Below are 20,519 nucleotides of genomic sequence, written 5' to 3'. Positions count from 1 at the left end.
ACGGTCACGGATCGCCTGCAGGATCCCAAGCCGTGGAAGCCTTGCCTGGCTGGTGACATGCCCACGGACGGGGCGAGGCCTCCTTTGCTGGCGCTGTGGTTCGGACGGTTCGCCGTCGATCTGCCCCGCTGTCCCGTCTAATCTCGGGCGATTCGGTGCTGGGGAGATACGCAAGTGCCAGGCGCGCGTGAACACCCACCGGACACGCAAGCCGGGAAAGCGCGCGGGCTGCCATCAGCGGACCCGCAGCAGGTGCCCAGGTTGATAGGTCAGCAGGGGCGGAGGACCATGAGAGCCGATCATCCAAGTCTGGTTCGATTGTTGCAAAAAGGGGTCAGATTACGACCTGTGACTCTAGTCTGCATATATGGGGGCGATCGCGCGGCTGGGCATCACCGTCGACGAGGTGGCGTTTGAGCATGTCGGCGTGATGGCTCGGCACTGTCCAGGCGGGGAACTGGGCCAGATCGACGCGGAGTTGCGAGCGGTGGCGAAAGCGCGGCACCGAACGGGCGCTGGCACAGCAGCGACCGACAAGCCGGTCGAACGGTACGTGGCAGCCCTGGACCGGCTCGGCAGGCGGCTGGGAGAACATTTCCTGGCCGGAGAAGCCGGTGCCGCCCTCTGCGCGGCGCTGCGGGCGGGGGAAGTGCTGCGGCTCGCGGTCGAGGTCGAGGACCCTGCCCTCGTCGACCTGCCATGGGAGATGACGGTACCGCCAGGCGAGTCGGAGCCGTTCGCGCTCGACCGGCGGGTGCAGGTGTTCCGCAGGGTGCCGGGCCGGTCCGAGGTGGCGGCGGTGCCGACTGCCGGGCCGTTGCGGATTCTCGCCGTCGTCGCCAGCCCTGAGCTCGGCGGGGAGGAGCGGTTGGACTACGAGGCCGAGGTCGACCGGCTGCTGTCCGCGACCGATCCTGCGGTGCACGGTGGTCAGGGAGCTGAGTTCGAGAAAGAGGAGTGGGGTTCCCTCGCGGCGATCGAAGCGAGGTTGTGTAGTGGAACGTTCCATGTCTTGCACGTGACGGCTCACGCCGCACCCGGGTTGCTGGTACTGGAGGACGACGGGGGTTACCCCGACTACGTGTCCACCGCCCGCTTCGCCGCATCCTTGCTGTCCTCGGGCCACGTACCACCCCTCGTCGTACTTTCGGCGTGCTCTACGGGGTTGGGTATGAAGACCGGTAGCAAGGACTCGGATGAGTTCAGGGGGATGGCCAGGGAACTGATCCGGCACGGGGTACCGACCGTCCTTGCTATGACCGCTTCGGTAAGTGACCTCTATGCGACCGAACTCGCGGGCACGTTCTACCAGTTGCTCGCCGCGGATCCCGCCGTCGATCCGCTGACGGCGTTTACCCAGGCCCGCCAGGACCGGGAACAGGCGAGGGAGCAGGCCGAGCGGACGGCACCGGGCCAGGCACAGGTGGAATGGTGGGTGCCGACGCTGTTCACTGGCGCAGATCCTGGTCCCCTGTACATACCCGCCGAGCGGCCGGTACCCCAGCGAACGGCCCGTATCCCCTTCGTCGGTCGACGCGCCGAACTGCGCACGCTGGGACGGGTCCTGCAGTCGCACGACCCGCACATAATGCTGCACGGCCTCGGCGGCAGCGGTGTGCGCAGCCTGGCCAATGCACTCGCCGAACGGTTGCCGGGAACGCCACGGACTATCCGTGTCCGCTGTGACAGAGGCGTCGGCGGTGTCCTCTACAGCATCGCGGATGCCCTAAATCTCGCGCCATGGCAAGGCGTCGGCTCCTGGTTCCGCTACCTCGACACGATCTGGCCAGCGATTCAACACGGCCCGGTGCTGCTGCTCATCGAGGTGCCCGACGCCGCGCTCCTGCCGCCGGCGGCACCCGGCGAGGCCGACTGGCTGCTCGTCGACCAGCAACTCGCCTGGTTCTTCACCGCCTGGACCCAGCTCACGCCGACGACGCCGCTGGTACTCACCGCCCGGCGGCGGTTCGCCCTTCCCGGTACCCCTCGAATACACCGGCATCAAGTCGGACCTCTGCACCCCGTCGAGGCGCGCCTGCTCGCCCGACGGTTGTCCACCCTGGACGCGGACGCACAGACCCGAATGCTGCAGGCAGTCGGCGGCCATCCGGGCATCTACCAGCGGGTCGCGATGCGGGCCAGTCAGGGGCTGCCAGCTGGGAACGGTGTGGTGGATCGACTTGTTGCGTCTGCCATCGACGAAGCAGCGGACGCCGCTGGCCTGACCCAGCTCGCCATGGACGCTGACTGGCAGCTGCTGCTCGATGTGGCGGTGTTCAGGGTGCCGGTCGGCGCCGACGCGTTCGGTGGACTGAACTCGCGTGGGCGAATCGGTACCGCGCTGGACCGACTCTGCGCAGCGGGCCTGGTCGCCCGGGCGGATGACCGCTACCTCGTCGACCGCTGGATCGCTGGTGTCATGCTGCAGGGGCGGCCGGCTGATGCGGCCGATGCGCACCTGCGTGCCGCGGCCTACTGGCGGCGTAACGACGTGCCCGGCAACCCGACCGACTGGCTGCTGGAGGCGCGTCACCACCTGAAGGAGGCCGGCAAACTGCGTGATGCCCTGCTGGTCAACGACCAGATATGCCGGACGCTGGCCGACCTCGGCTGGTGGTCGAAGGCGTACTCCCTCTACGAGGAAGCGCGCGGCTGGGGCCACCCGGCACCCGCGGACGCGGCCCGCATCGAGCAGGGCATCGGTGACCTCTGCGTCCTGGCGGGCGATGACACGAAGGCGCAGCAGTTTTTCGACCAGGCTCTGGCTGGGTTCCGCCGGGACGGCGACGAGGCCGAGATCGTCGGGACCCTGGGGCGGCTCGGTGCCCTCGCCATCCGCAATGGCGAGGAGAGTGAAGGCCAGAAGCTGCTCGACCAGGCACGGGCCCGCGGCGGAGCGCTCCCCCCGACACATGGCATAGCCGACACCTACCGGCACCTCGGTCTTGCCGAGCTCAAGCAGAAGCGCTACACCGAGGCCGAGGCACAGCTGCGCCGGGCTCTCGCGCGCTATGAAGCCGAACAGGACCACCGATCCGCCTGCCTGGTGCACATCGACATCGGCGACCTGTACCGGTCGCGCGAGCTGCGGTACGAGGCCAATGTCGCCTATGGGAACGCCCTGTCAATCGGGAATGCTCACCCATCGGTCGCGGTCGCGGTCGGCGGCCTGGTTTGCCAACGATTAGGCACGCTCGCTGTGGACATGGGCCTGATCGATGTCGCTGCAGAGCGCTACGACAGCGCGCTGGAGATGCAAAGGATCGTCCACGACTTGCCCGGTCAGGCCCGTACGTACCGGATGATGGCGGCTCTGTACCGGAAGCGGGACAACTACGAGTCTGCCGTGGCTGCTTTGAACGAGGCGCTGGATCTTGCCGAGGATATCGACGACGATCAGACCCGGGTCGAGGGGCTGGCCGAACTCGCCGACCTCTACCAGAGGCAGGGCAGGAACGATGATGCGATGGATACCGCGGTCCGAGCGTTCAAGGTTGCCCTCGGGAGTGCTGCACCGTTCGCTATCGAGCAACCGCTGGATGTTCTCAACGACGTCCGTGAAGAAATCGGTGCACGACAGTTCGACGAAGGTCTGAGGACGGCTGCTACCGACGCCGCCACGCTGAAGCAGCTGCGTACGTGGCTTCGTTGGCAGCGCAGACTGCACGCCCCGTCGCGACGTGACATCACCGTGCGACAGTTTCTGGCCTTTGTCAGGATGTCGGACCGGAACAAACCCCAACGACTCCTCGCCAATTTCCAGCGTCAAATCACCGGCTACTTCGCCGAACTGACGCGGTCGACGTTCGCGTTCGCCGTGGTGACCGCCGTCGGGGTCCTCATGACAGGTGCGCTACTGCGCCACACGGGCCTGCCGGAAGCACTGAAGGCCCTGCTATTCATGGCCCTAGCGGGCGTCGAGGTCGCCGGAGCGGCGCACCGGGCCACCGTACTGCGGGGCCTGCGCCGGGCACCCAATTGGTTCGTCGCCACGATCAGTCAGCCCGTCGCCCGATTGGCCGGGTTGGTGAGTTGGCTCATCGGGCTGGCAAGCCTCAAGGCTGGGCTGTCGCCGGTACCTAACGTCCTGCGCCCCCTGCTTTACCCCCGGTGGAAGCCGCCGTGGTCGGACTTCCACTGGTGGCCGTTCCGCTTCGGCGGCCTCCAAGAATTCGGAGTCACCGAATTCGTGCAACTCGGTGGATTCACGCTGCTTATGTTGCTCGCGTTCATGGCGTGCGCCGCCATCGGCGCGCGGCTACGGACCGGTCAGCCCGTCACCTGGCCGGCGCACCTTCGCCCCGCGAGCCCCCGCCCGGCGTATCGCAACCTGCACATCGACGTCGTGCTGAAGGGGGTGGCGGACGACCAACGACGCGGCCACACCCGGAAGAGCCAGCTGGACTCGCGGCAACGGCTCATCCGCTCAGCGGTGAAAGCACAGCGCTCCGGACTGACTTCTCAGGCCGTCGACGCTCTCGTCGTGGCGCACGACCTAGACAGGAAAACCGACCGGTGGCCGACACGCGAAGTGGTCCACGAGTTGGCCACCCGGATGGCAGAGAGCACTGAGGCGGTGATGGGCGCTGCGCCACCCATCGAGGTGCTCGACCTGCTTGGACAAGCCATCGAACGCGAGCCGGTACGGGGGCGCGCCGCGCTCGCCGCCTATTGCACCCACTTGTCCCTGCCCGGACTGACACGCCGGGACCCCGATGACCATCACTTGCTGGAGGCGGCAGTACGCGCCGTGGCTCTCTACGTCGAACTGGTGCCGACCGATGCCAGATGGTTCCAGCCTGTCAGCGCCATCGCCAGCGCCGATGCCGCCCATGCCTTCCGCGAAGTTGGGTTGTCGGACATCTCGATCGACCATCTACGCTCCGTGATCACCACGCTCCGGGAACACCCCTTGGACGTTGGATGGTGGCGGGCGAACCTCGCACGCCTGCACGTCAAACTGGCCCGCAGTTTCATTGCACTACACCGGAACAGCGAGGGCATCAACGTCGTCCACGAAATGCTCGCCGACATCGACCAGTACTTCGCTGAGCCCGGCAAGCTACTGCCGACTGACCTCGACACTTCGGTTAACGAGCTGCGGGACTGGGCCGACGGGTCCGACAGCGCGGATCGAATAGCCGAGGGGCCCCGATGACTATCCCCACGACCGCGTACGCCGTCGCCGTCTTCCTGGTGCTGGTCCTGCCCGGCATCGTCTACGGCGCGGTCCGGGCGACCGTCTCCGGTACCCGTCCCCACGACCGGGGCTGGACGCCCCGGGTCCTGCAGGCGATCCTTGTCAGCGTCCTCCTCGACACTGTGTACCTGCTGGTGCTCGGCAAGATTGCGGTCAGCTGGGTCGCCGGGGGCACTGACACCCTGCAGACGCAGCCCCGCCTCGCCGCACTCGGCATCCTCTGTCTTGGCCTACTCGTCCCAGCACTGCTCGCCTATCTCCGGCACGGAGAGCCACGCTGGCGCGAGGCGAGGGCAATCGGCCGGTTCCCGGTCAGAGTGCCAGCGCGCGGCACCACGAACTCGCCCGTGCCGACAGCGTGGGACCAGGTCGCCAGCCGACTGGAAGGCCGGTGGGTGCGGATCAGGCTCAGCGACGGCCGATGGGTCGGCGGCTGGTTCGCCACCAAATCGTTCGTCAGTACCTACCCCGAGCCACGCGACATCTTCATCGAGGACCAGCACCACATCGCCCCGGACGGCACGATCGGCGACCCGGTGAACGCGACTGCCGGGGTCTGGGTGTCACTCAAGGACGGTGACATCGTCGAATGGCTACACCCCTAATCACACCCCGACAATGAGGAGACGCCGCAATGAGAGGTATCTGGCCCTTCCGCCGCCGCAAGCGCGTTGAGCGCGAGTTCGGCGACGTCCGAGACCTACAAGACACCCGTACGGTAACCGCCCGGATCGCGCCGCAGAAGCCTGCCAAGCCACCGCCCGGGCCCTCGGGGACCAGTACCGCATCCGACAACACCCAGGCGCCGGACTCGGGCTGAGGCAGGCCAGTCCGTCCTTGATGGCTAGATGATTGGGTCCGAGGGATGGCCTGCGGACATGAGACGAGGGCGTCCAATGTCAGTGTGTGAAGACAGACCTGGACACCCTCGCAACGGCACTCTATGCCCGGATCGACGACGAGTTGAAGGCTTCGCCGTGGCTGGCCCCGTGCCGGCCCGCCGTCGGGATCGCACTCACACTCAGTGACGCCGAACTGGTCACCCTCGCGGTCACGTCAGCGCTGCTCGGTTACACCTCCGAGCGGGGCTGGCTGCGCCGTGTCGGGGCGGACATCGGCCACCTCTCCCCCTACGTGCCCCAGCAGTCCGGCTACAGCAAGCGGCTGCGCGCCGCGTCCTCGCTGCTCACCAGCATGATCCGGATCCTGGCCCGGGACACCGCCGGCGGCAACAGGAGGTGCAGTCATGCCTGGATCAGCCGCAGATGTCGATGCCGAAGGCGTCGAAGGATCGGAGTCCCGCACTCCTCGTCGTCCTCGCCGGCGGGCCTTAGGGGTCCGTTGCCAGAACGGCACGGTTGCCCCGCGGCGGTGCTGGCAGCCCGTATTCCTTGCGGAGCGCCGCGACCATGTGATTGCTCACGCTGAAGCGGCGGGCGATCTCTGCCTCGGAGTAGCGCCGTCCGAGCTGCGCCAACACCACCCTGGGCAGGCGGCGTTTGAGTTCCTCACGCTTCGTTCCGGCGAGCCGTGCCTGGTACAGGTTCTGCGCGAGAGGCACTCGCTCAAGGATGTGGTGGATCACGTGGGAGGAGGTGCCCAGCCGGTCGGCGGTCTGGGCGGCGGTCAGGCCCTGTTTCCGCATCAGCTCATGAATGTCCCGGGCCTGTACTGCTGCCGGGTCGAAGCCGGGCAGGGCCAGGCCGTCGAAAAGTTTCACCGGGGGCTCCCACACCGTGGGCTCGCTGATTCCGCAGCGGGTCAGGAACGCGTGGGCTGTTGCCTCGAGTTCGGCTACGAACTGCGGCGTCAAGGTGGCGGGGAAGCCGGAGAGTTGGCTGCGCAGCTCAGGAGCGAGTCCTACCGGCATGGCGCTGATCCGTTCGATCAGGTAGCACCGGGTGACGAGGTAGCGGGGGCCTTGGCCCACAGCTGCCTGGGCGGCGTGACAGAACCGGTGCCAGTCCTCTTCGGGCAGCACGTCGCTGTAGTTGAGCTCGCGGCGGCGTTGGTAGTCGATGGGGGGTGGGGTGTGGTCCAGATGGTCGGCCAGTCGGAGCAGGGCTCGCTGGGTGTCGGGCCAGCGCGGGTTGTTCTGCAGGGCGTGCAGGACCCGGAAGTTGCTCTCCTGGGTGCTGGCATCGCCCAGGATCTTTGCTGCCCGGGGGTGGGTGAGGGTGTTGCCGATCTGCAGGACGAGGCAAGGCAGCGCCACCTGCACCGTTCGCACATTGAACCCTTTCGGCGGCAGCATCCTCAATGCCCACCGGCCCCACATCAGGCCCGGGAGCCTCTTCGCCCGTCCTGCAGCGGCAGTGACGTGCATGGAAGTGCCGGGCAGGCTTGATCCGGTGCGGTAGCGAAGGACGGATCCACGCTGCATCGTGGGCTGAAGAGCCTTGATGATGACGGCATTCAGGACGGGACTGCATCCTTCACCCCAGGGCCGGACGTGGGCGGGGCTCGGCGGCTTCGTGGGGTAGTAGATGCTGATGAGCCAGCGCATCGCCTCGCCGGCCGCGTGCACATCAGGTTGCGCCAGGAGTTCCGCTGCCGCCGTCAGGGAAACGGCGGTGACGGCGGATCGGGACGGGGCCTTGCCGCCGTCCCGCGACGGGGTCTGAGCGTCCCGGGGTAGCTCTGCTGGCAGAAGGTGTGCGCCGAGCTCGACGAGGTCGTCGGGCAGCACGCCGGTCAGGTGCTGTCGTGTGGCTCTGTTGATGACCCGGCAGGCAAGCGCCTTGAAGTCGCCCAGCGCGGTGATCGCGTTCTGTGGACGCTCCGCGTAGAGGCCCATGTTGGCAAGGTCGCGGGTGATGATCTGGTTCAGCATCTGCTGGGCGAGTAGGGCCCGGTGCCCGTCGGGCAGATAGCAGTGCGGCACTTCCGTGAGCAGATGGCCGCATCGGAGAGCTGCCCGGCCGCGCGTTCGCGCCTGCCCGGCCAGGGAGTTCATGCACCGGCTCGGCTCGGATAAGTGACTTGCCGGATAGGGCTGAAGACGCGGCATCCGGCAGCACACAGGGCACTGGTCGCCGAGCAGCCGACGGTGCTTTACGCAGGCGAAGGACCAGCCCAGACGCCAGCGCAGCAGCCATCGGCCGCCGTTCTCGCGAAGGCAGTCCGGGCAGAAGAAGGACCCTCGTGAACGCCCCCACAAACGCCGCGGGTGGATCATGCGTGGTTTGGGTTCGACAACCAGGGCCCGACCGTCGTAGTGGGCAAGAGTCATCCGGCGGAGCCGGGCGGGCTCGACACCAGTGGCTGCGGATAGGGCTGCGGCTTCCGCGTCGGGGAGCAGAGTCAGCCACGAGGGATGCTTCTGAGGATGCTGCCGCAGGTCACTGAGTCCGAGATCAGGCAGGAGATCGTTCCACGGGGTTCGCAACTGACGGCTCACCGCCTCCAGCCATGAGTCGAGCGCTTCACCGGGAACGGGTTCAATCCGCAGCGGCAGCGTTCTCATCAGCGTCATGTAACGGTCACCCTCGCGGCGGCCTTTGCGGTCCGGGAGCGCGGCCGGGTCGTCATCCGTCCGCGGGCGAACTTCTTCGCGAGCGCCTTGCGCGCCCGCTCCGCCGCCGCGTCCAGCTTGACCTGGTCGAGGAGTTCCTCGTCCAAGAGCTCGATGCCGGTGCGGGCCGCGCGCTGACATCCCCGGTTGATCAGCGTCATCAGCGAACCGATGTGGCCGGTAGAGCGGATGTAGAGGTAATCGGACAGCTCGTCCGCGAGCATGCCGGGGAACTTCCGGCACAGCACGATCCGCTGCTCCAGGGCGAGCAGCAAGCTGCGCCACTCATGACGGTGCTTGTCGTTGGTGACGACGAACGGCTCCATCGTCAGCGGGGTGGTGCGCCGCGCGGTCTGCGCGATGGTGATGTTTCCGCAGGGGTTGGCCTCGGAGTACAGGCCACGATTGCCCAGCTCCACACCGATGAAGATGATCGTGACGGGGAACTCGTTCGCGATGTACTTGAAGTGGTTGCTGACCTCGGTCCCATTGCGGTCATGCCACTTCAGGAAGTGCAGGTCATCGATGACCAAGATGCGTGTCTCGCATTCCAACACGCAGTCCAGGGCGCGCTGCGCGAAGAGCGTGGCGGTGCCGTCCTTGCGGCCGGGGTGCGCGAAATACTCCAGCAGCGACCGGTTGAAGTCCTTCATGCCAATGTTGCTGGTCAGGCCGACCCGGCAGACCGGCCACCGCTCGTGTCCGGAAGCGGTGAACGCGCCCTCCCGCTCGATCACCCGCCGGTGATACTTCAGCACGAAGTCCAGGACCGCGGTGGTCTTGCCGAGTCCCGGGAAGGCGTCCACCGCCACAGCGCCTTTGGCCTGGTCGCCGTCCTGCTGATTGCTGTCGATGATGTCCCGCAAGTCTTCGTGCAGCGCCTTGAGTTGCGGCGTGCCGATCGGCCCCAGGTTGGCGTGCCAGACGCTCCGGTCCTGCTCGTACTCCACGAGTGCCGCCTCGCCCAGGTCCGCCTTCTGTTTGAGGGTGAGCAGCTCCGGCGGCTCCCGCTTCGGCGCCTCGGCAAGAGCGCGAAGGCCCTCCTTGCGGGAGAGAGTGAGGTTGTCCAGCGGCGGGTTCTCGGGGCGGGGTAGCGTCACGCGTCCTCCAGGGCATCGTCGTAGAAGTCCCCGTTGTCCTCAGGGCCGTCGAGATCGTCGTCCTCGTCGTCATCACCAGGCAGCAGGCCCTCATACGGCTCGGCCTCCACCTCATCCGGCTCCTCTGCGTCGTCGTCCTCGACGTCGGCGTTTGTGGCGAGGATCCGCGCGACGGACGGCAGCATGCGCACGTCGTCCTCGACGGTTCCCGGGAGGTCGAAGGTGGATTCGTCGCGGGCCTGGCGCAGCGCCAGACGGCGCTCGGTCATGGTCAGCCCGAGGCCTAGGTGCCAGCGGTCGAGCAGTTCGGCGACCGCGGTCTCGTCGTCGGGGAACGGATATTTCTCGCCCGCGATCTTCCGGGCGATCTCGATGGCCCCCCGGCTGATCGGGAACTTCTGCGCCGGGGCGTGCTCCCACTGAAGGGTGTGCCAGCGGCGGGTGTCCGGGCGGCGGAAGTAGATGTAGTTGATGTTGTCGGGGTCAACCTGGACGGGCCACAGCCCCTGGGACTTCGGCCCGGTGTACGGGCTGGTCTTGCCCCGGTAGCCGTCCAGCCCGTCGCCGTTGTAGCGGCACTTGCGGATCTCGACGCCGTAGTGGTGGGTCTGCTTCCACTCGGTCTTCAGGAACTCGAAGCCGAGCGCCGGATCGCGGGGCACCTCGATGTAGCCGGCCCGGGCGATGCCGTGCTCGAACATCGCCGCCGGCGACAGCTTCAGCCCAGGTACATGGGCGTCGACGAGTCCCCTGTGCGGCCTGTGGTGATACGTGCAGGCCACCCATTCCCGGATGATCGCTTCCAACTCGTGGAGGAAGAAGAACGCCTGGTCCTCCGGCCGCTCACCCCGCGAGAACAGGTCCGGGCCCTTGTAGCCGGGCAGCGACTCCAGCAGCCCCTCGCGCACGGTTTTAAAGAATCTTTCAATCGGCCCCTTATCCCGGCCCGTTCGCAGACGAGCCGGCTGGATCGACAGGCCTAGATGCTGGCAGACGGAGGTGACGTGCTCCGAGATGAAGGGTTTGCCATGGTCGACGACGATCGTCTCCGGCACCAGAGCCGGAGAGGCGACACCGCCCTTCTTGGCTTCCTCCGGCTCCTCTTGGTCCGGGTCGAGTGCCTTCCGCTCGACGAACACCGTGCGAGGAATGCCGTGGTCGGGCCACACGGCGTGCGCGGGCCAGTCCTTGCCGGCGGGGCGGGGGCGGAAAGTCTGAAACATCACGGCCGCGACGTCGATGGACGACGTGGACACCGGTGTAACCCTGATCCCGCACACGCACCTGTCGTACCAGTCCATCGCGACCGTCAGTTCGGCCTGGACCCACTTCATCGTGATCGGGTCCATGGCAAAGACGTCCAGGCGCGTAGTGTCCATCAACAGGTACTCGCCCGGCCGCGTCGGCCGCAGCTTCCCGTACGCGCCCGGCGGCCGGGTGGCGATGTCCCGGTTGCGCTTCGTACTCAGCCGGAAGGTCGGCAGCCGCCGCTCCAACTCCTCGAGCCACCGGTAGGCCGTCGCGCGACCGGGCAGCTTCACCTCGCCTTCGCCATAGCGGGCCTCCAGGCGCGGGCCGACGGAGCGGATCACCTTCCCACGGGTCGGCTTCGAGTCCTTCCCGTGCTCGGCCATGATCTCCAGAGCCATCTCGACCCACCGCACGTCGGCCCGGCCCAGTCCTCCCATGTCGCCGCTCCCACGATCCGGACCGCCGCGTACGAGCCCGGCTTCCCGGTCGGTGAGGAAGGCGCGCACCCACCGCTTGATGGTGCGTACGCTCACGCCCAGCTCGGTGGCCTTCGCCTCGTATCGCCGCAGCTTGGGCACCGTGGCCGCGTACTGCGGCCGGGGCTCGCCAGCCTCCGCGATCTCGTCGCTGCCTGACCGGAAGCCGGTCAGAACCTCGTTGATATGGGCGGCCCGCTCCCGAACCTCGGCAAGTTCCTCATCGCTGAGCAGAGCGAATAGCACCGAGGCCGTCTCGCGGTCGTCGTCCGATTCCGGCCCCGGTCCGGTCGCGATGACCTGGGCCCGGCCAGAGGCGAGCACCTCGCGCAGCGACAGACGGAACCTGCGGCCCGGCCCGTCACGGACCAGCACCTCGTTGCCGGACGCTGAGCCGAACATCTCCTCCACCACGACGACTTCGCCGTCGTACTTCAGCCTCGTGCCCACCCCGACACGAACAGCAGCGCCGGTCACATGTCCTCCTCCACGAGACCCCGACCTCGTGATCCGACAGATCTGCTCGATCTGCTCCTCGTCGAGTGCGGATTCGTCCCCGGGCTCTTCGACGGGGCGGGGCAAGTCGCGTCTGCCAGCGCCAACCACCGTGGCCGGGCCCGGGCGCAGCATGTGGCGCTCGGACAGGGGCTCCGTCAAGTCCGTCACGAAGTGCTGGCACCACAACAGCCGCAGTACCGCGGCCCTCACCCGCCAGTCCGGGTGACGGGGGAAGGCTTGAAACGCCTCGCCCAGCGTCGCCTCGTTCAGATCTGTCGCCCTGATCTCCGCGAGCAGGTCCTCGTCGAAGAGCCAGTCGCGGCGATAGCCCGCGAGGAAACGCAGGTTCGCCAGTTCAGCTTCGGGCGGCTCGGACCACACCTGGAAGTCCCAGCCGCGTGACAGAACGACCTCGCGGGCCCAGCCGAGCGCGAAGTTCACCTTCGGGCGGGTGAGCCGGTGCCGCGGTTTGACGTCCACGACCAGCGGAACGTCTTTCTCGCGCATCACCAGGAAGTCGGGCACGTGTCGGCGCCGACGGCCATCGGCGGTGGTGGACAGCAAGAACGGCTGGGCGAAGACGGCCGTCACGTCCTGGTCGAAGTCGGCGTAGAGCAGTCGTGTCAGCTCAAGCCGGGATTCGTAGACGACGTGGTCGCGCATGGTTGACGACCAATACAGGCCGGAATAGTGCTTCTGGCCTTCTCGCCAGCGGAACGTACGCCAAGGAATCGAGGGCCTGAAGATGTCGATGTCTGTCGTCGACCAGACCAGGTCCTCGTCGATTTTCCCGTTCGTACTACGGAGACTCATCGAGACTTCGCCGATCACACGCGACATGCTCCACCCCCGAGCAGCGAGAGCGGGGCGCGGAGCTCCTGGTCTCGGCCAGCTGCGACATCTCCACGATCAAGCGGAATGGAGCCGCTGCATAGAACGAGACCGGGAACAGCACTACGACGAGTGAACGATCAGACAGGAGTACGTCTCAGCGCGTTGTCCCATGGGCCGGACGAGGGCCATCGTCAATGGGAAAGGGACACGCGAAATGCGAACCTACAAGTACGTCGGCGACTACTTGGGCGACGGTCAGGAAGTAGGTGTCATAGCGGAGCTCGGCGATGACGGCGAGCTCCTCCTCCAGCCGCTGGAGGGCCGCGGTGTCGCGGTCCAGGCCGCGGCGGACTATGCCGGCCTCGCACCGCTCGCGCAGCAGCCGGGATGCCTCCCCCGCTCCGCCGGCGGCGCCGACGACTTCCGGTTCGGGGAAGTGCGGTGTGCCCAGGCCCAGGTCCGCGACCGGGTCAAGCACGCACTGCGCCGCGGTCTCTTCGGTGTCGGCGAGCAGGCGGCGGGCCCGCTGTTCTCCTGTGCTGGCGGCTTCGGCAATCCGGGAGGCTGCATCCGCCATGGCGGCCGGTCCTTGAGCCAGCGTTCTCCCGAATCGAGCTGGCGCCGGTCGATGGGGCGCAGCAGGCGGGCCGCGTCCAGGACGTCGGCGAGCCGGTGCTGGCTGGGATCGGCGTAACGGGTGGCGTTGGTCAGCACGGTGGGGATGTGTGTTTGGTCGGCGAGCTGGAGGGTGCGGGCGGCCAGGCGCAGCGAGCCGGGGCCGGTGCCGGATTGGCCGTGCCACACCGCTTCCAGCCGCAGCGGGTCGCCGAAAATCTCGCGCCAGGGGGGAGCAGCTGCGCGGCAATGTCCGGCCTGCCCGCGGAGAGCGCGCGGACTGGTTCGGAGAGGGGCCCGAGCATGGGGATCAGCCCGTCGCCCCCGTACTGGCGCAGCGCCTCCCAGGACACCACCGGCCTCTCGCCGTGGGGCTGCTGGTGGGCGGCGGAGGTCAGGCGGCACAGCCGCGCCCATCCGGCCTTGTTCTCGGCGAGCAACACGATACGCAGCGGCCGCTCCAGCACGTGGGCGCCGCCGCGCACCGGGGTGCGGCGGCGCTGCGCACGCACGGCAGCAAGGGGGGCGACGGCCAGGTCGATGCCGAAGACCGGGCGGATGCCGTGCTTCATAGCCGCCTTCGCGAAGCGCACCGCGCCGGTGACGGTGTCCCGGTCGGTCAGCGCCAGCGCGCTCATGCCGCGCTCGGCCGCCCGCTCCACCAAGTCCTCGGGGTGGGAGGCCCCGTACCGGGCGGAATAGCCGGACGCGACATGCACGTGGGTAAAACCCGCCACGCCGCGCCTCCGAACACCACTGACCCCACCTGTCTATTTTCGTGCGGAATACACCGAAAAGCGATTTCGAACTTCCGTTCGAGAACAGTAACGCGTGATGCTGGGTTCAGCGACCGTGGCGCACGTGAGACCCCACTGACGGTCGAAGCCCGGGCAAGCGGTGTTGACGCAGCCGGGCGTCATTCCGCTGCCGGCTGGTCCGGGTCCGCGGAATGCCGTTCCGCGCCATAGGGCGGGACGTCGTCGGGGGCGATGTCGATACGGAGCCGGTGGAGATTGACGGGGTGGCGCCAGCGGCCGCGATCGACAGCGGTGTCACCGTGAAATTCGGCGACAAGCTGGGGCGCGACAGGGGTGAAGGCGAGCGGTTCAGGGCTGCCCCAGTGCGAAGTGAAGTGCACGTCGCGCCAGGGGTGATCGGCGCCTGCGGGGGTAAGCAGGCCGCCGCCGAGCCCTGCCCGGAGCCGCGGTGCAAGGGGTGTGCTGCGGGCGACCAGCAGGAAGCGCCCGTCGGTGGTGTAGCGGCCGAGCAGGGCAGTCTCCGGTCGGATGAGGCTTCCGGTGACTGCGCCGATGACCGCCTCGGCGGTGTTGCGGGTGCGGTACTTCAGCCAGCCTCGCCGGCCCGGCTGATAGGTCTGATCGAGGCCCTTGATGACCAGGCCCTCCACGCCGACCGCGGTCCACTCGGTCAGCCACTCCTGGGCAAGGGCCCGGTCGGTCGTCGATGGCGTGAGCGCCCACGGAGCCTGAAGGCCGTGGCCTTGGAAAAGCGATTCCAAGCTGGCGCGGCGCTCGGCATACGACCAGGTGAGCATCTCCGCGCCGGCGTGCTGCAGCAGGTCGAAGGCGACCAGATGGGTCGGCTGCTCCCGAGCCAGTAGCGCGATCGTTCGCGGCCGGCGGTTCATCCGCTGCTGCAGCGCCGAGAAGTCCAGCCGACTGCCCGTGTAGATGACAGCCTCGCCGTCGATGACAACGTCCTCGCCAAGCGCCGCGGCCGCGCTCGCGATCTCCGGGAATGCCCCGGTGAGGTCACGACCGTTGCGGGACTGCAGGAACACCGCGCCATCGGCGCCGGCGAACACGAGCAACCGGAACCCGTCGTACTTCGGCTCCAGCACCGTGCCGCCCGGCAAGGCGGCGGGCACCGGGAGACGCGGCACCGCTCGGGCCAGCATCGGCTCCACCGGAGGAGCAAGACTCATACATGGGGATTACCCGGGTAAAGAGTGCAAACTCGTCTCTATCTGAGTGAGGGGTGCTGGGAGAGCTGTGGGATCTGGAGAGCATCGCAGACGAGCTGTACGGGCTGCCGCCCGAGGGCTTCATTGACGCCCGCAGCCGACACGCGGCCGATGCTCGCAAGGCGGGAGACCGAGAGCTGGCCGGCAAGATCGGCGCGCTGAGACGGCCGACGCTCTCCGCCTGGGCCAGCAATCTCCTCGTACGTGCCCAGCCCGACGCAGTCGCCGGCCTGCTCCGCCTCGGCCAAGGCCTGCGAGAAGCCCACCAGGAACTCGACCGTGAGCAGCTGCGTGAACTGTCCAGCCAGCAGCACCGCCTGGCCGGCGCGCTGGCGCGCCAAGCCCGCCAGCTGGCAGCCGAGGCCGGGCACCCAGTCAGTGAAGACGTGCAGCGCGAGATCGAAGTGACCCTGCACGCAGTCCTGGCCGATCCCCAGGCAGCGCGGGAATGGGCCGCTGGCCGCATCGTCAGGCCGCTCGCTCCCCCGGTCGGCTTCCCTGCGGCCGCGGTCAGCAGCACCCCGCAGACGGCCCCTGCCCCACCGCCCACACGATCGTCCCGCCCGGCCGGGCGGGACCATCACAACGGGTCGGACAGTCCGGTCCGGAGCGCCAAGGAGCAGCGTCGAGATGCGGAGCGGCAGCGGAAGGTCGCCCAGGCCCGCCAGGACGCGGAGAGTGCCGAGCAGCGAGCACACGAGCGGGAGGACGAGCTGCGCCGAGCCGAATCGGAGCGGGAGCAGGCCGAGAAGCAGCTTCAGGAGGCAGAGGAGCGAACTGCCGCCCTCGCCCAGGAGGTGAAAGCCGCCCAGGTACAAAAACGCCAGGCCCGCAGCGCACTGGACCAGGCCGGGCACCGAGCCGCGGAGGCCGCCCGGAAGGCCCGCGAAGCACGCGGCAGCGCGCAGACCGCGCGCACCCGAGCAATGCGAATGGAACCGGACGAGTAGTGATCGACGCTGGTGCGGGTGCGCGCGGTGTTCACCGCTGGGGTCGGCGCTGCCCTGGGCGTGGCCGCAGTCGTCGATCGAGTAGCCGAGGCCGAGCTCTTCGAGGGCGATCTCGTCTGCTGCCGTCAGCCAGGCCTTTACCCCGGGAGCTATCTCGATGCGCGGGGTGATGTTGCCCATCGGGTGCGCGGCTGCGGCAGGGAGGGCGGCCAGTCGCCTGGGGGTCAGACGATGCGCCATGTGAGCATCCCTTTCTCTCGGACCGATGTTGCAGCTACAGCCAACGGAAGGCGTCGCGGACCTGGGAGGCCGCGCCGCTGAGGTTGTCGGCTTCCAGGCGCTCGTCGAAGTCGTACGGGTCCTCGGTGCTGTTCATGACGGCCCCGGAGGCTGCGTCCAGGACGTCGGCGAACGCGTCATGGACGCCAGCGTCCTTCAGGGCCTGGACGACGATGTCGTGGTCGGTGCCGCGCTGGATGGCGTCAGCGAGGAGGCGCAGCGCGGCGGCAGCCGCCGGGGCGAGGAAGCCGAGTTCACCGGTCTCTCCCGCGCGGTCGGCGGTGGTCTCGATCGCGGTGACGTGGGCGGTCGTCGCGAGTTCCTTCGGCGTCTCGGCGTTCATGACGAGCCTTCCTCTCAGACGGTGGCGATGATCAGGGCGGCGAAGAACAGGAACAGGGCGTGGAAGCTCTGGTCAGTTGACTGCACTAACTTGGGTCACGGCTCGATGTGGTAGCGGGGTGGAAGGCGAGACGCCGTCGTTGCCGGGGCGCGTCGCGAACACGCAGGGCTGAAAACTGCGCTTGGTCCAACACGGTCTGGAGGGGGAGAATCGATGGACGTTGTGGGCACATCGATCACGGCGGTGGTTGCACTGCTTGGCGTGGTTCTGGGCGGGTGGTTGTCCATTCGCAATCAAGACCGGTTGTGGCAGCGTGACCACGCGCGCCAATGGAGGGACATCCGCCTCGCTGCCTGCAAAGACTTCGTGGCTGCCTACCGTGAGTACATGGCGTACACGCTTGAGCCGACCGCCAACATCACTGCCGTCCCGCATCCCAGGATTCCTGGCAGCCTCATGCCGTTCTTTGACGAAGCCGGACGGCCCTACAAAGAAAGGCTGGAGGCAACCTCGATGGCTGTTCGTCTCGTGTCGGAGTCCGCCGAGACCGTTAGTGCCACCGGGGATGTAGTCCGGAGCGTCCGCCAGATCGCTGCCGCGCGAGCAACTCATTCCGAGGCAGCTCTTCCGGCGGAGGACTTCGAGAAGCTGTGGTCGGCCCAGCATGCATTCTTTACAGCAGTCCGGCGGGAGTTGGGCCTCATCGAGATACCCATGAGCGCGTACGAAGTCAGGCGATCGCATCCCGAAAGTTAGTGCAGAGAAGGTCGAGCGCGTAGGCGCCGGTACCGATGTGCTTGCCGGTGATGCCGTCGGCTTCGGTGGTGGTGTGCACGGTGTCGGTTCCGAGGCGGTAGAACTCGGCCTTGCCGGTGATCTTGGCGAGCCAGGCGAGTGTGGTGCGGCGGTCCGCCCACCAGTGTGAGGCGGCATCCAGGGCGAGGCCGGCCGTGACGCCGACGACGCTGGCCGCCGTCCCCGGGGCGTAGCTACTGCGGGATCTGCTGGAACGTGCCGCCGACCTCGACCTCGAAGGCACAGACTCGGCTCGAACTGTTCCGCTGGCTCGCCTACTACAACCGGCGCCGACGGCACTCAGCCCTCGGCTACCTCACACCGATCGAGTTCGAACAGCGATTGATCAGAGCAACTACGCTGTCACTCGCCGCATGAAACCCGGTGTCCACTCCCAGGGATCAACCTCACCTTGGCCGCGGACGGGGCCGGGACCGTCGTGCGATCCTGCGGCGCAGGCGCACTCCGGTGAGCCCAATGGTCCGCATGACGCGGGCGACGCGCTTGTGGTTCACCGCCCGGCCGTCGTCGCGGAGTTCGGCGGTGATCCGCGGGACGCCGTAGGTGCCGTCCGAGTCCCGGTGCACTTGACGTATCCGGGCCGCGAGTTGGGCGTCCGCAGCCTGGCGGGCGGCCCGCTTGGGGGTGGTGCGGCGCCAGTAGTAGAAGCTGGAACGGGCGATCCCGAGGATGGCGCACAGCCGCTTCACGCCGTGGCGGCGCTGGTGGTCGGCGACGAACTGGAAGCGGGTCACCAGCGCGTCTCCCCGGCGAAATACCGGGCCGTCTTTCGGAGAATGTCGCGTTCTTCCTCCAGCTCGCGAATCCGCTTCCGCGCGGCCACCAGCTCGGCCTCCACCGGGCTCCGGGCCTGGGCCGGCGCGGCCGGAGGCGTCGAGTGGGCGCCCGGGCGCCGTCCGTCGTCGGCCCGGATCCAGTTCCGCAGCGTCTCGGTGTTGACCCCGAGGTCCTGAGCGACCGACTTGATCGTCGCTCCCGGCCTCGAACGGTACAGCGCGACCGCGTCCGCCTTGAACTCCGGCGGATAGTGCTTCATTGCCATCTGTGCAGGACTCCTGACCACCCGGACCATCAAGATCCAAGTGTCTCCGGTGTCCAAAATCCGGGGTCAAGGCCCAGAGCCGGTGGGGCGCTGAGATGGGGAGCCGCTGGTTCGGCAACGAAATTGGGAGCCACCTGGCCTGATGGTGTGTTACCTGCCGCTGTTGGAGTAGTGGGGCTGTGAGCTGACTGGTGGAGCAATCAGCTTCTGGACGGGGGTCGCGGTTCTGCGTCGGTATGCCTGCTGGACCGAAGGGTGGCGAGGCCGAAGGCCAGTCCGCCGGCGATGAAACAGGGGTTCCAGAGGGCCAGCGTCCAGGCCCGCTGCCCCACGCTCACCGAGGTGTCCAGGTGCGTCGTGTTGGTCAGCAGCAGCACCTCGATACCGATGCCCCGGACCAGTAGGAGGGCACTGACGCCCCACCCCAGCCACCTTGCCAGCAGAGCGGGAACACCCCGGAGCCTGGACCGGGCAAGCAGCCATGCCAGCAAGGCGCCGAGGAGGCAGAGCGCACCGACACCCCACAAACCGGCTACGACGAACCACAGTGGGCGCTCGGTGGCCAGCGGACCGGCGGAGATGCTCAGCCCCACATCACCGCCGACGGCCCAGTAGAAATGCAACCCGGCGAACGCGGCCGCCCACAAGGACGCGATGCGCCCCCACAGCGTGGACGGTTCTGCACCTGTTCCCTTCGGTTCGCGTCTCACCGCCGGCCCTCAAGGACATCGCGCCTGTCAGCGCACGGGCCGTCCGCTTCCTGTGGCAACACGATGAACGCCGTGCCCTTGGTCAGGTCAATGCTGGAGCGGGGCGGCGCACCGTCGCTCTCGTCCTCCCGCCGCAGCAGCTCCACCCGCCGCTGCTCCAGCTCCACCGTCTTGTTTCCGTTCACGACCGCCGTGAATTCATCGAAGGCCGTGTTCGACAACGACTGACCCGTGCGCCTGCGTAGCCACGGGATCAAGCCCAGCCCCGTGAACCATCGCCACGCGCTCTCCACCAGGGCGAACCAGACCAGCAGACACACGAACGCCGGAAACGACATGGCCCACATCGCCACAGCTGGCCTCCCCATCGTCCTCAACACAGTTGACTGCCGGGAACGACGGAGGGTTCGGCGTCGTTCCCATCGGACGTGCGGACTGGGAGAACTCGGGACCCCAGACATCGGTCCGCGCGTGGACCGCTCGCACAGACACTCCGGCACCCATCCCGGCAGCGTCGTATGTCACCCGATAGGGGTGGCTCCCAATCTCGCCGGGCAATGCGCTCTGCCCAGAGCGGCACAGGCCGCTCGGTCCCCTCGACCGCCGTCGTTGGACTCGTCTCGCTGATTGCCATGGGATCACTGTTCTGCATCCGCAGCGCGCAGGGATCGGGCCAGCGCATGATCCGCTTCCCCCATGCGGCGGAGGCTCCGCCATGGAGATCCACCTCATGGCGGAGTGAGGGGCCCTGGGCTTCTCGGACAGCGGTGTTGAGGGTTCTCGTTATGCCGCTGCCTGCAACTCCTCGTACTCGGCGTGGACTTCTGCGGGAGTCTTGTAGCCGAGTCCGGAGTGGAGGCGTTTTCGATTGTAGAACATCTCGATGTAGCGGACGATCGCCCGGTGG

Annotated in this window: 14 protein-coding genes and 4 pseudogenes; 5 read left to right on the top strand and 13 right to left on the bottom strand. The window is 67.7% G+C overall.

Annotated features, from left to right (window positions below):
- The first annotated feature begins 367 nt into the window (after positions 1-367).
- The 3 genes and pseudogenes from AB0D12_RS34220 to AB0D12_RS34210 all read left to right on the top strand — a co-directional run.
- Positions 368-5,158 (top strand): tetratricopeptide repeat protein, encoded by a 4,791-nt coding sequence (locus tag AB0D12_RS34220; protein WP_362691780.1) that lies wholly within the window; start codon positions 368-370, stop codon positions 5,156-5,158.
- Positions 5,155-5,805, top strand: a complete 651-nt coding sequence (locus tag AB0D12_RS34215) for a DUF6338 family protein (RefSeq protein WP_362691777.1) — start codon at positions 5,155-5,157, stop codon at positions 5,803-5,805. Before AB0D12_RS34220 ends, AB0D12_RS34215 begins: the two co-directional genes overlap by 4 nt.
- A gap of 301 nt (positions 5,806-6,106) precedes the next feature.
- Positions 6,107-6,421, top strand: a pseudogene (locus AB0D12_RS34210) (IS982 family transposase); the annotation flags it as partial.
- Between the two features lie 109 nt (positions 6,422-6,530).
- On the opposite strand, the gene AB0D12_RS34205 reads toward AB0D12_RS34210, so the two are convergent.
- The 8 genes and pseudogenes from AB0D12_RS34205 to AB0D12_RS34170 all read right to left on the bottom strand — a co-directional run bounded on the left by AB0D12_RS34205 (position 6,531) and on the right by AB0D12_RS34170 (position 17,044).
- Entirely contained in the window at positions 6,531-8,156 is a 1,626-nt protein-coding gene (locus AB0D12_RS34205; protein ID WP_362691883.1) for a hypothetical protein, read from the bottom strand.
- Between the two features lie 93 nt (positions 8,157-8,249).
- Positions 8,250-8,666 (bottom strand): annotated as a pseudogene (locus AB0D12_RS34200) (TniQ family protein); the annotation flags it as partial.
- Between the two features lie 5 nt (positions 8,667-8,671).
- Positions 8,672-9,814 carry a TniB family NTP-binding protein gene (locus tag AB0D12_RS34195; RefSeq protein ID WP_362691774.1) on the bottom strand — a complete coding sequence of 381 codons (1,143 nt, stop codon included), beginning with the start codon at positions 9,812-9,814 and terminating at the stop codon, positions 8,672-8,674.
- Positions 9,811-12,852, bottom strand: coding sequence for a TnsA-like heteromeric transposase endonuclease subunit (locus tag AB0D12_RS34190; RefSeq protein WP_362691771.1), 3,042 nt, complete (start codon positions 12,850-12,852; stop codon positions 9,811-9,813). Before AB0D12_RS34190 ends, AB0D12_RS34195 begins: the two co-directional genes overlap by 4 nt.
- A 250-nt stretch (positions 12,853-13,102) precedes the next feature.
- Positions 13,103-14,225: pseudogene (locus tag AB0D12_RS34185) on the bottom strand (PHP domain-containing protein); the annotation flags it as partial.
- A 179-nt stretch (positions 14,226-14,404) separates the two neighbouring features.
- On the bottom strand, positions 14,405-15,433 hold the full coding sequence (locus AB0D12_RS34180) for an ATP-dependent DNA ligase (RefSeq protein WP_362691768.1): 1,029 nt from the start codon (positions 15,431-15,433) through the stop codon (positions 14,405-14,407).
- 38 nt (positions 15,434-15,471) lie between these two features.
- Complete coding sequence (locus AB0D12_RS34175; protein WP_362691765.1) at positions 15,472-16,662, bottom strand: hypothetical protein; 1,191 nt, start codon at positions 16,660-16,662, stop codon at positions 15,472-15,474.
- Between the two features lie 34 nt (positions 16,663-16,696).
- The gene (locus tag AB0D12_RS34170; RefSeq protein ID WP_362691762.1) at positions 16,697-17,044 is read right to left on the bottom strand and encodes a hypothetical protein; all 348 of its coding nucleotides are present in this window, start codon (positions 17,042-17,044) and stop codon (positions 16,697-16,699) included.
- A 213-nt stretch (positions 17,045-17,257) separates the two neighbouring features.
- Here AB0D12_RS34170 and AB0D12_RS34165 point away from each other — a divergent pair, with 213 nt between their 5' ends.
- Positions 17,258-17,800: a hypothetical protein gene (locus AB0D12_RS34165; protein WP_362691759.1), complete on the top strand. Its 543-nt coding sequence runs from the start codon at positions 17,258-17,260 to the stop codon at positions 17,798-17,800.
- Here AB0D12_RS34165 and AB0D12_RS34160 read toward each other — a convergent pair.
- Positions 17,775-18,083, bottom strand: coding sequence for a hypothetical protein (locus tag AB0D12_RS34160; protein ID WP_362691756.1), 309 nt, complete (start codon positions 18,081-18,083; stop codon positions 17,775-17,777). The two genes, AB0D12_RS34165 and AB0D12_RS34160, sit on opposite strands and share 26 nt — an antisense overlap.
- A 5-nt stretch (positions 18,084-18,088) precedes the next feature.
- Here AB0D12_RS34160 and AB0D12_RS34155 point away from each other — a divergent pair.
- Positions 18,089-18,217: pseudogene (locus tag AB0D12_RS34155) on the top strand (integrase core domain-containing protein); the annotation flags it as partial.
- A gap of 29 nt (positions 18,218-18,246) precedes the next feature.
- Here the strand turns inward: AB0D12_RS34155 and AB0D12_RS34150 are convergent.
- The 4 genes from AB0D12_RS34150 to AB0D12_RS34135 form a co-directional block, all read right to left on the bottom strand.
- On the bottom strand, positions 18,247-18,594 hold the full coding sequence (locus AB0D12_RS34150) for an IS3 family transposase (RefSeq protein WP_362691753.1): 348 nt from the start codon (positions 18,592-18,594) through the stop codon (positions 18,247-18,249).
- Complete coding sequence (locus tag AB0D12_RS34145; protein ID WP_362691750.1) at positions 18,591-18,902, bottom strand: transposase; 312 nt, start codon at positions 18,900-18,902, stop codon at positions 18,591-18,593. The genes AB0D12_RS34150 and AB0D12_RS34145 overlap by 4 nt, the downstream gene beginning before the upstream one ends.
- 200 nt (positions 18,903-19,102) lie before the next feature.
- On the bottom strand, positions 19,103-19,612 hold the full coding sequence (locus tag AB0D12_RS34140) for a DUF3995 domain-containing protein (protein WP_362691747.1): 510 nt from the start codon (positions 19,610-19,612) through the stop codon (positions 19,103-19,105).
- Positions 19,609-19,959 carry a DUF6191 domain-containing protein gene (locus AB0D12_RS34135; protein WP_362691868.1) on the bottom strand — a complete coding sequence of 117 codons (351 nt, stop codon included), beginning with the start codon at positions 19,957-19,959 and terminating at the stop codon, positions 19,609-19,611. The genes AB0D12_RS34140 and AB0D12_RS34135 overlap by 4 nt, the downstream gene beginning before the upstream one ends.
- Between the last annotated feature and the right edge of the window lie 560 nt (positions 19,960-20,519).

The organism is Streptomyces sp. NPDC048479 (genome assembly GCF_040651435.1).
Lineage (GTDB): Bacteria > Actinomycetota > Actinomycetes > Streptomycetales > Streptomycetaceae > Streptomyces.
The sequence above is the reverse complement of the archived record's forward strand: the minus strand, read 5'-3'. Positions and strand labels throughout refer to the sequence as shown.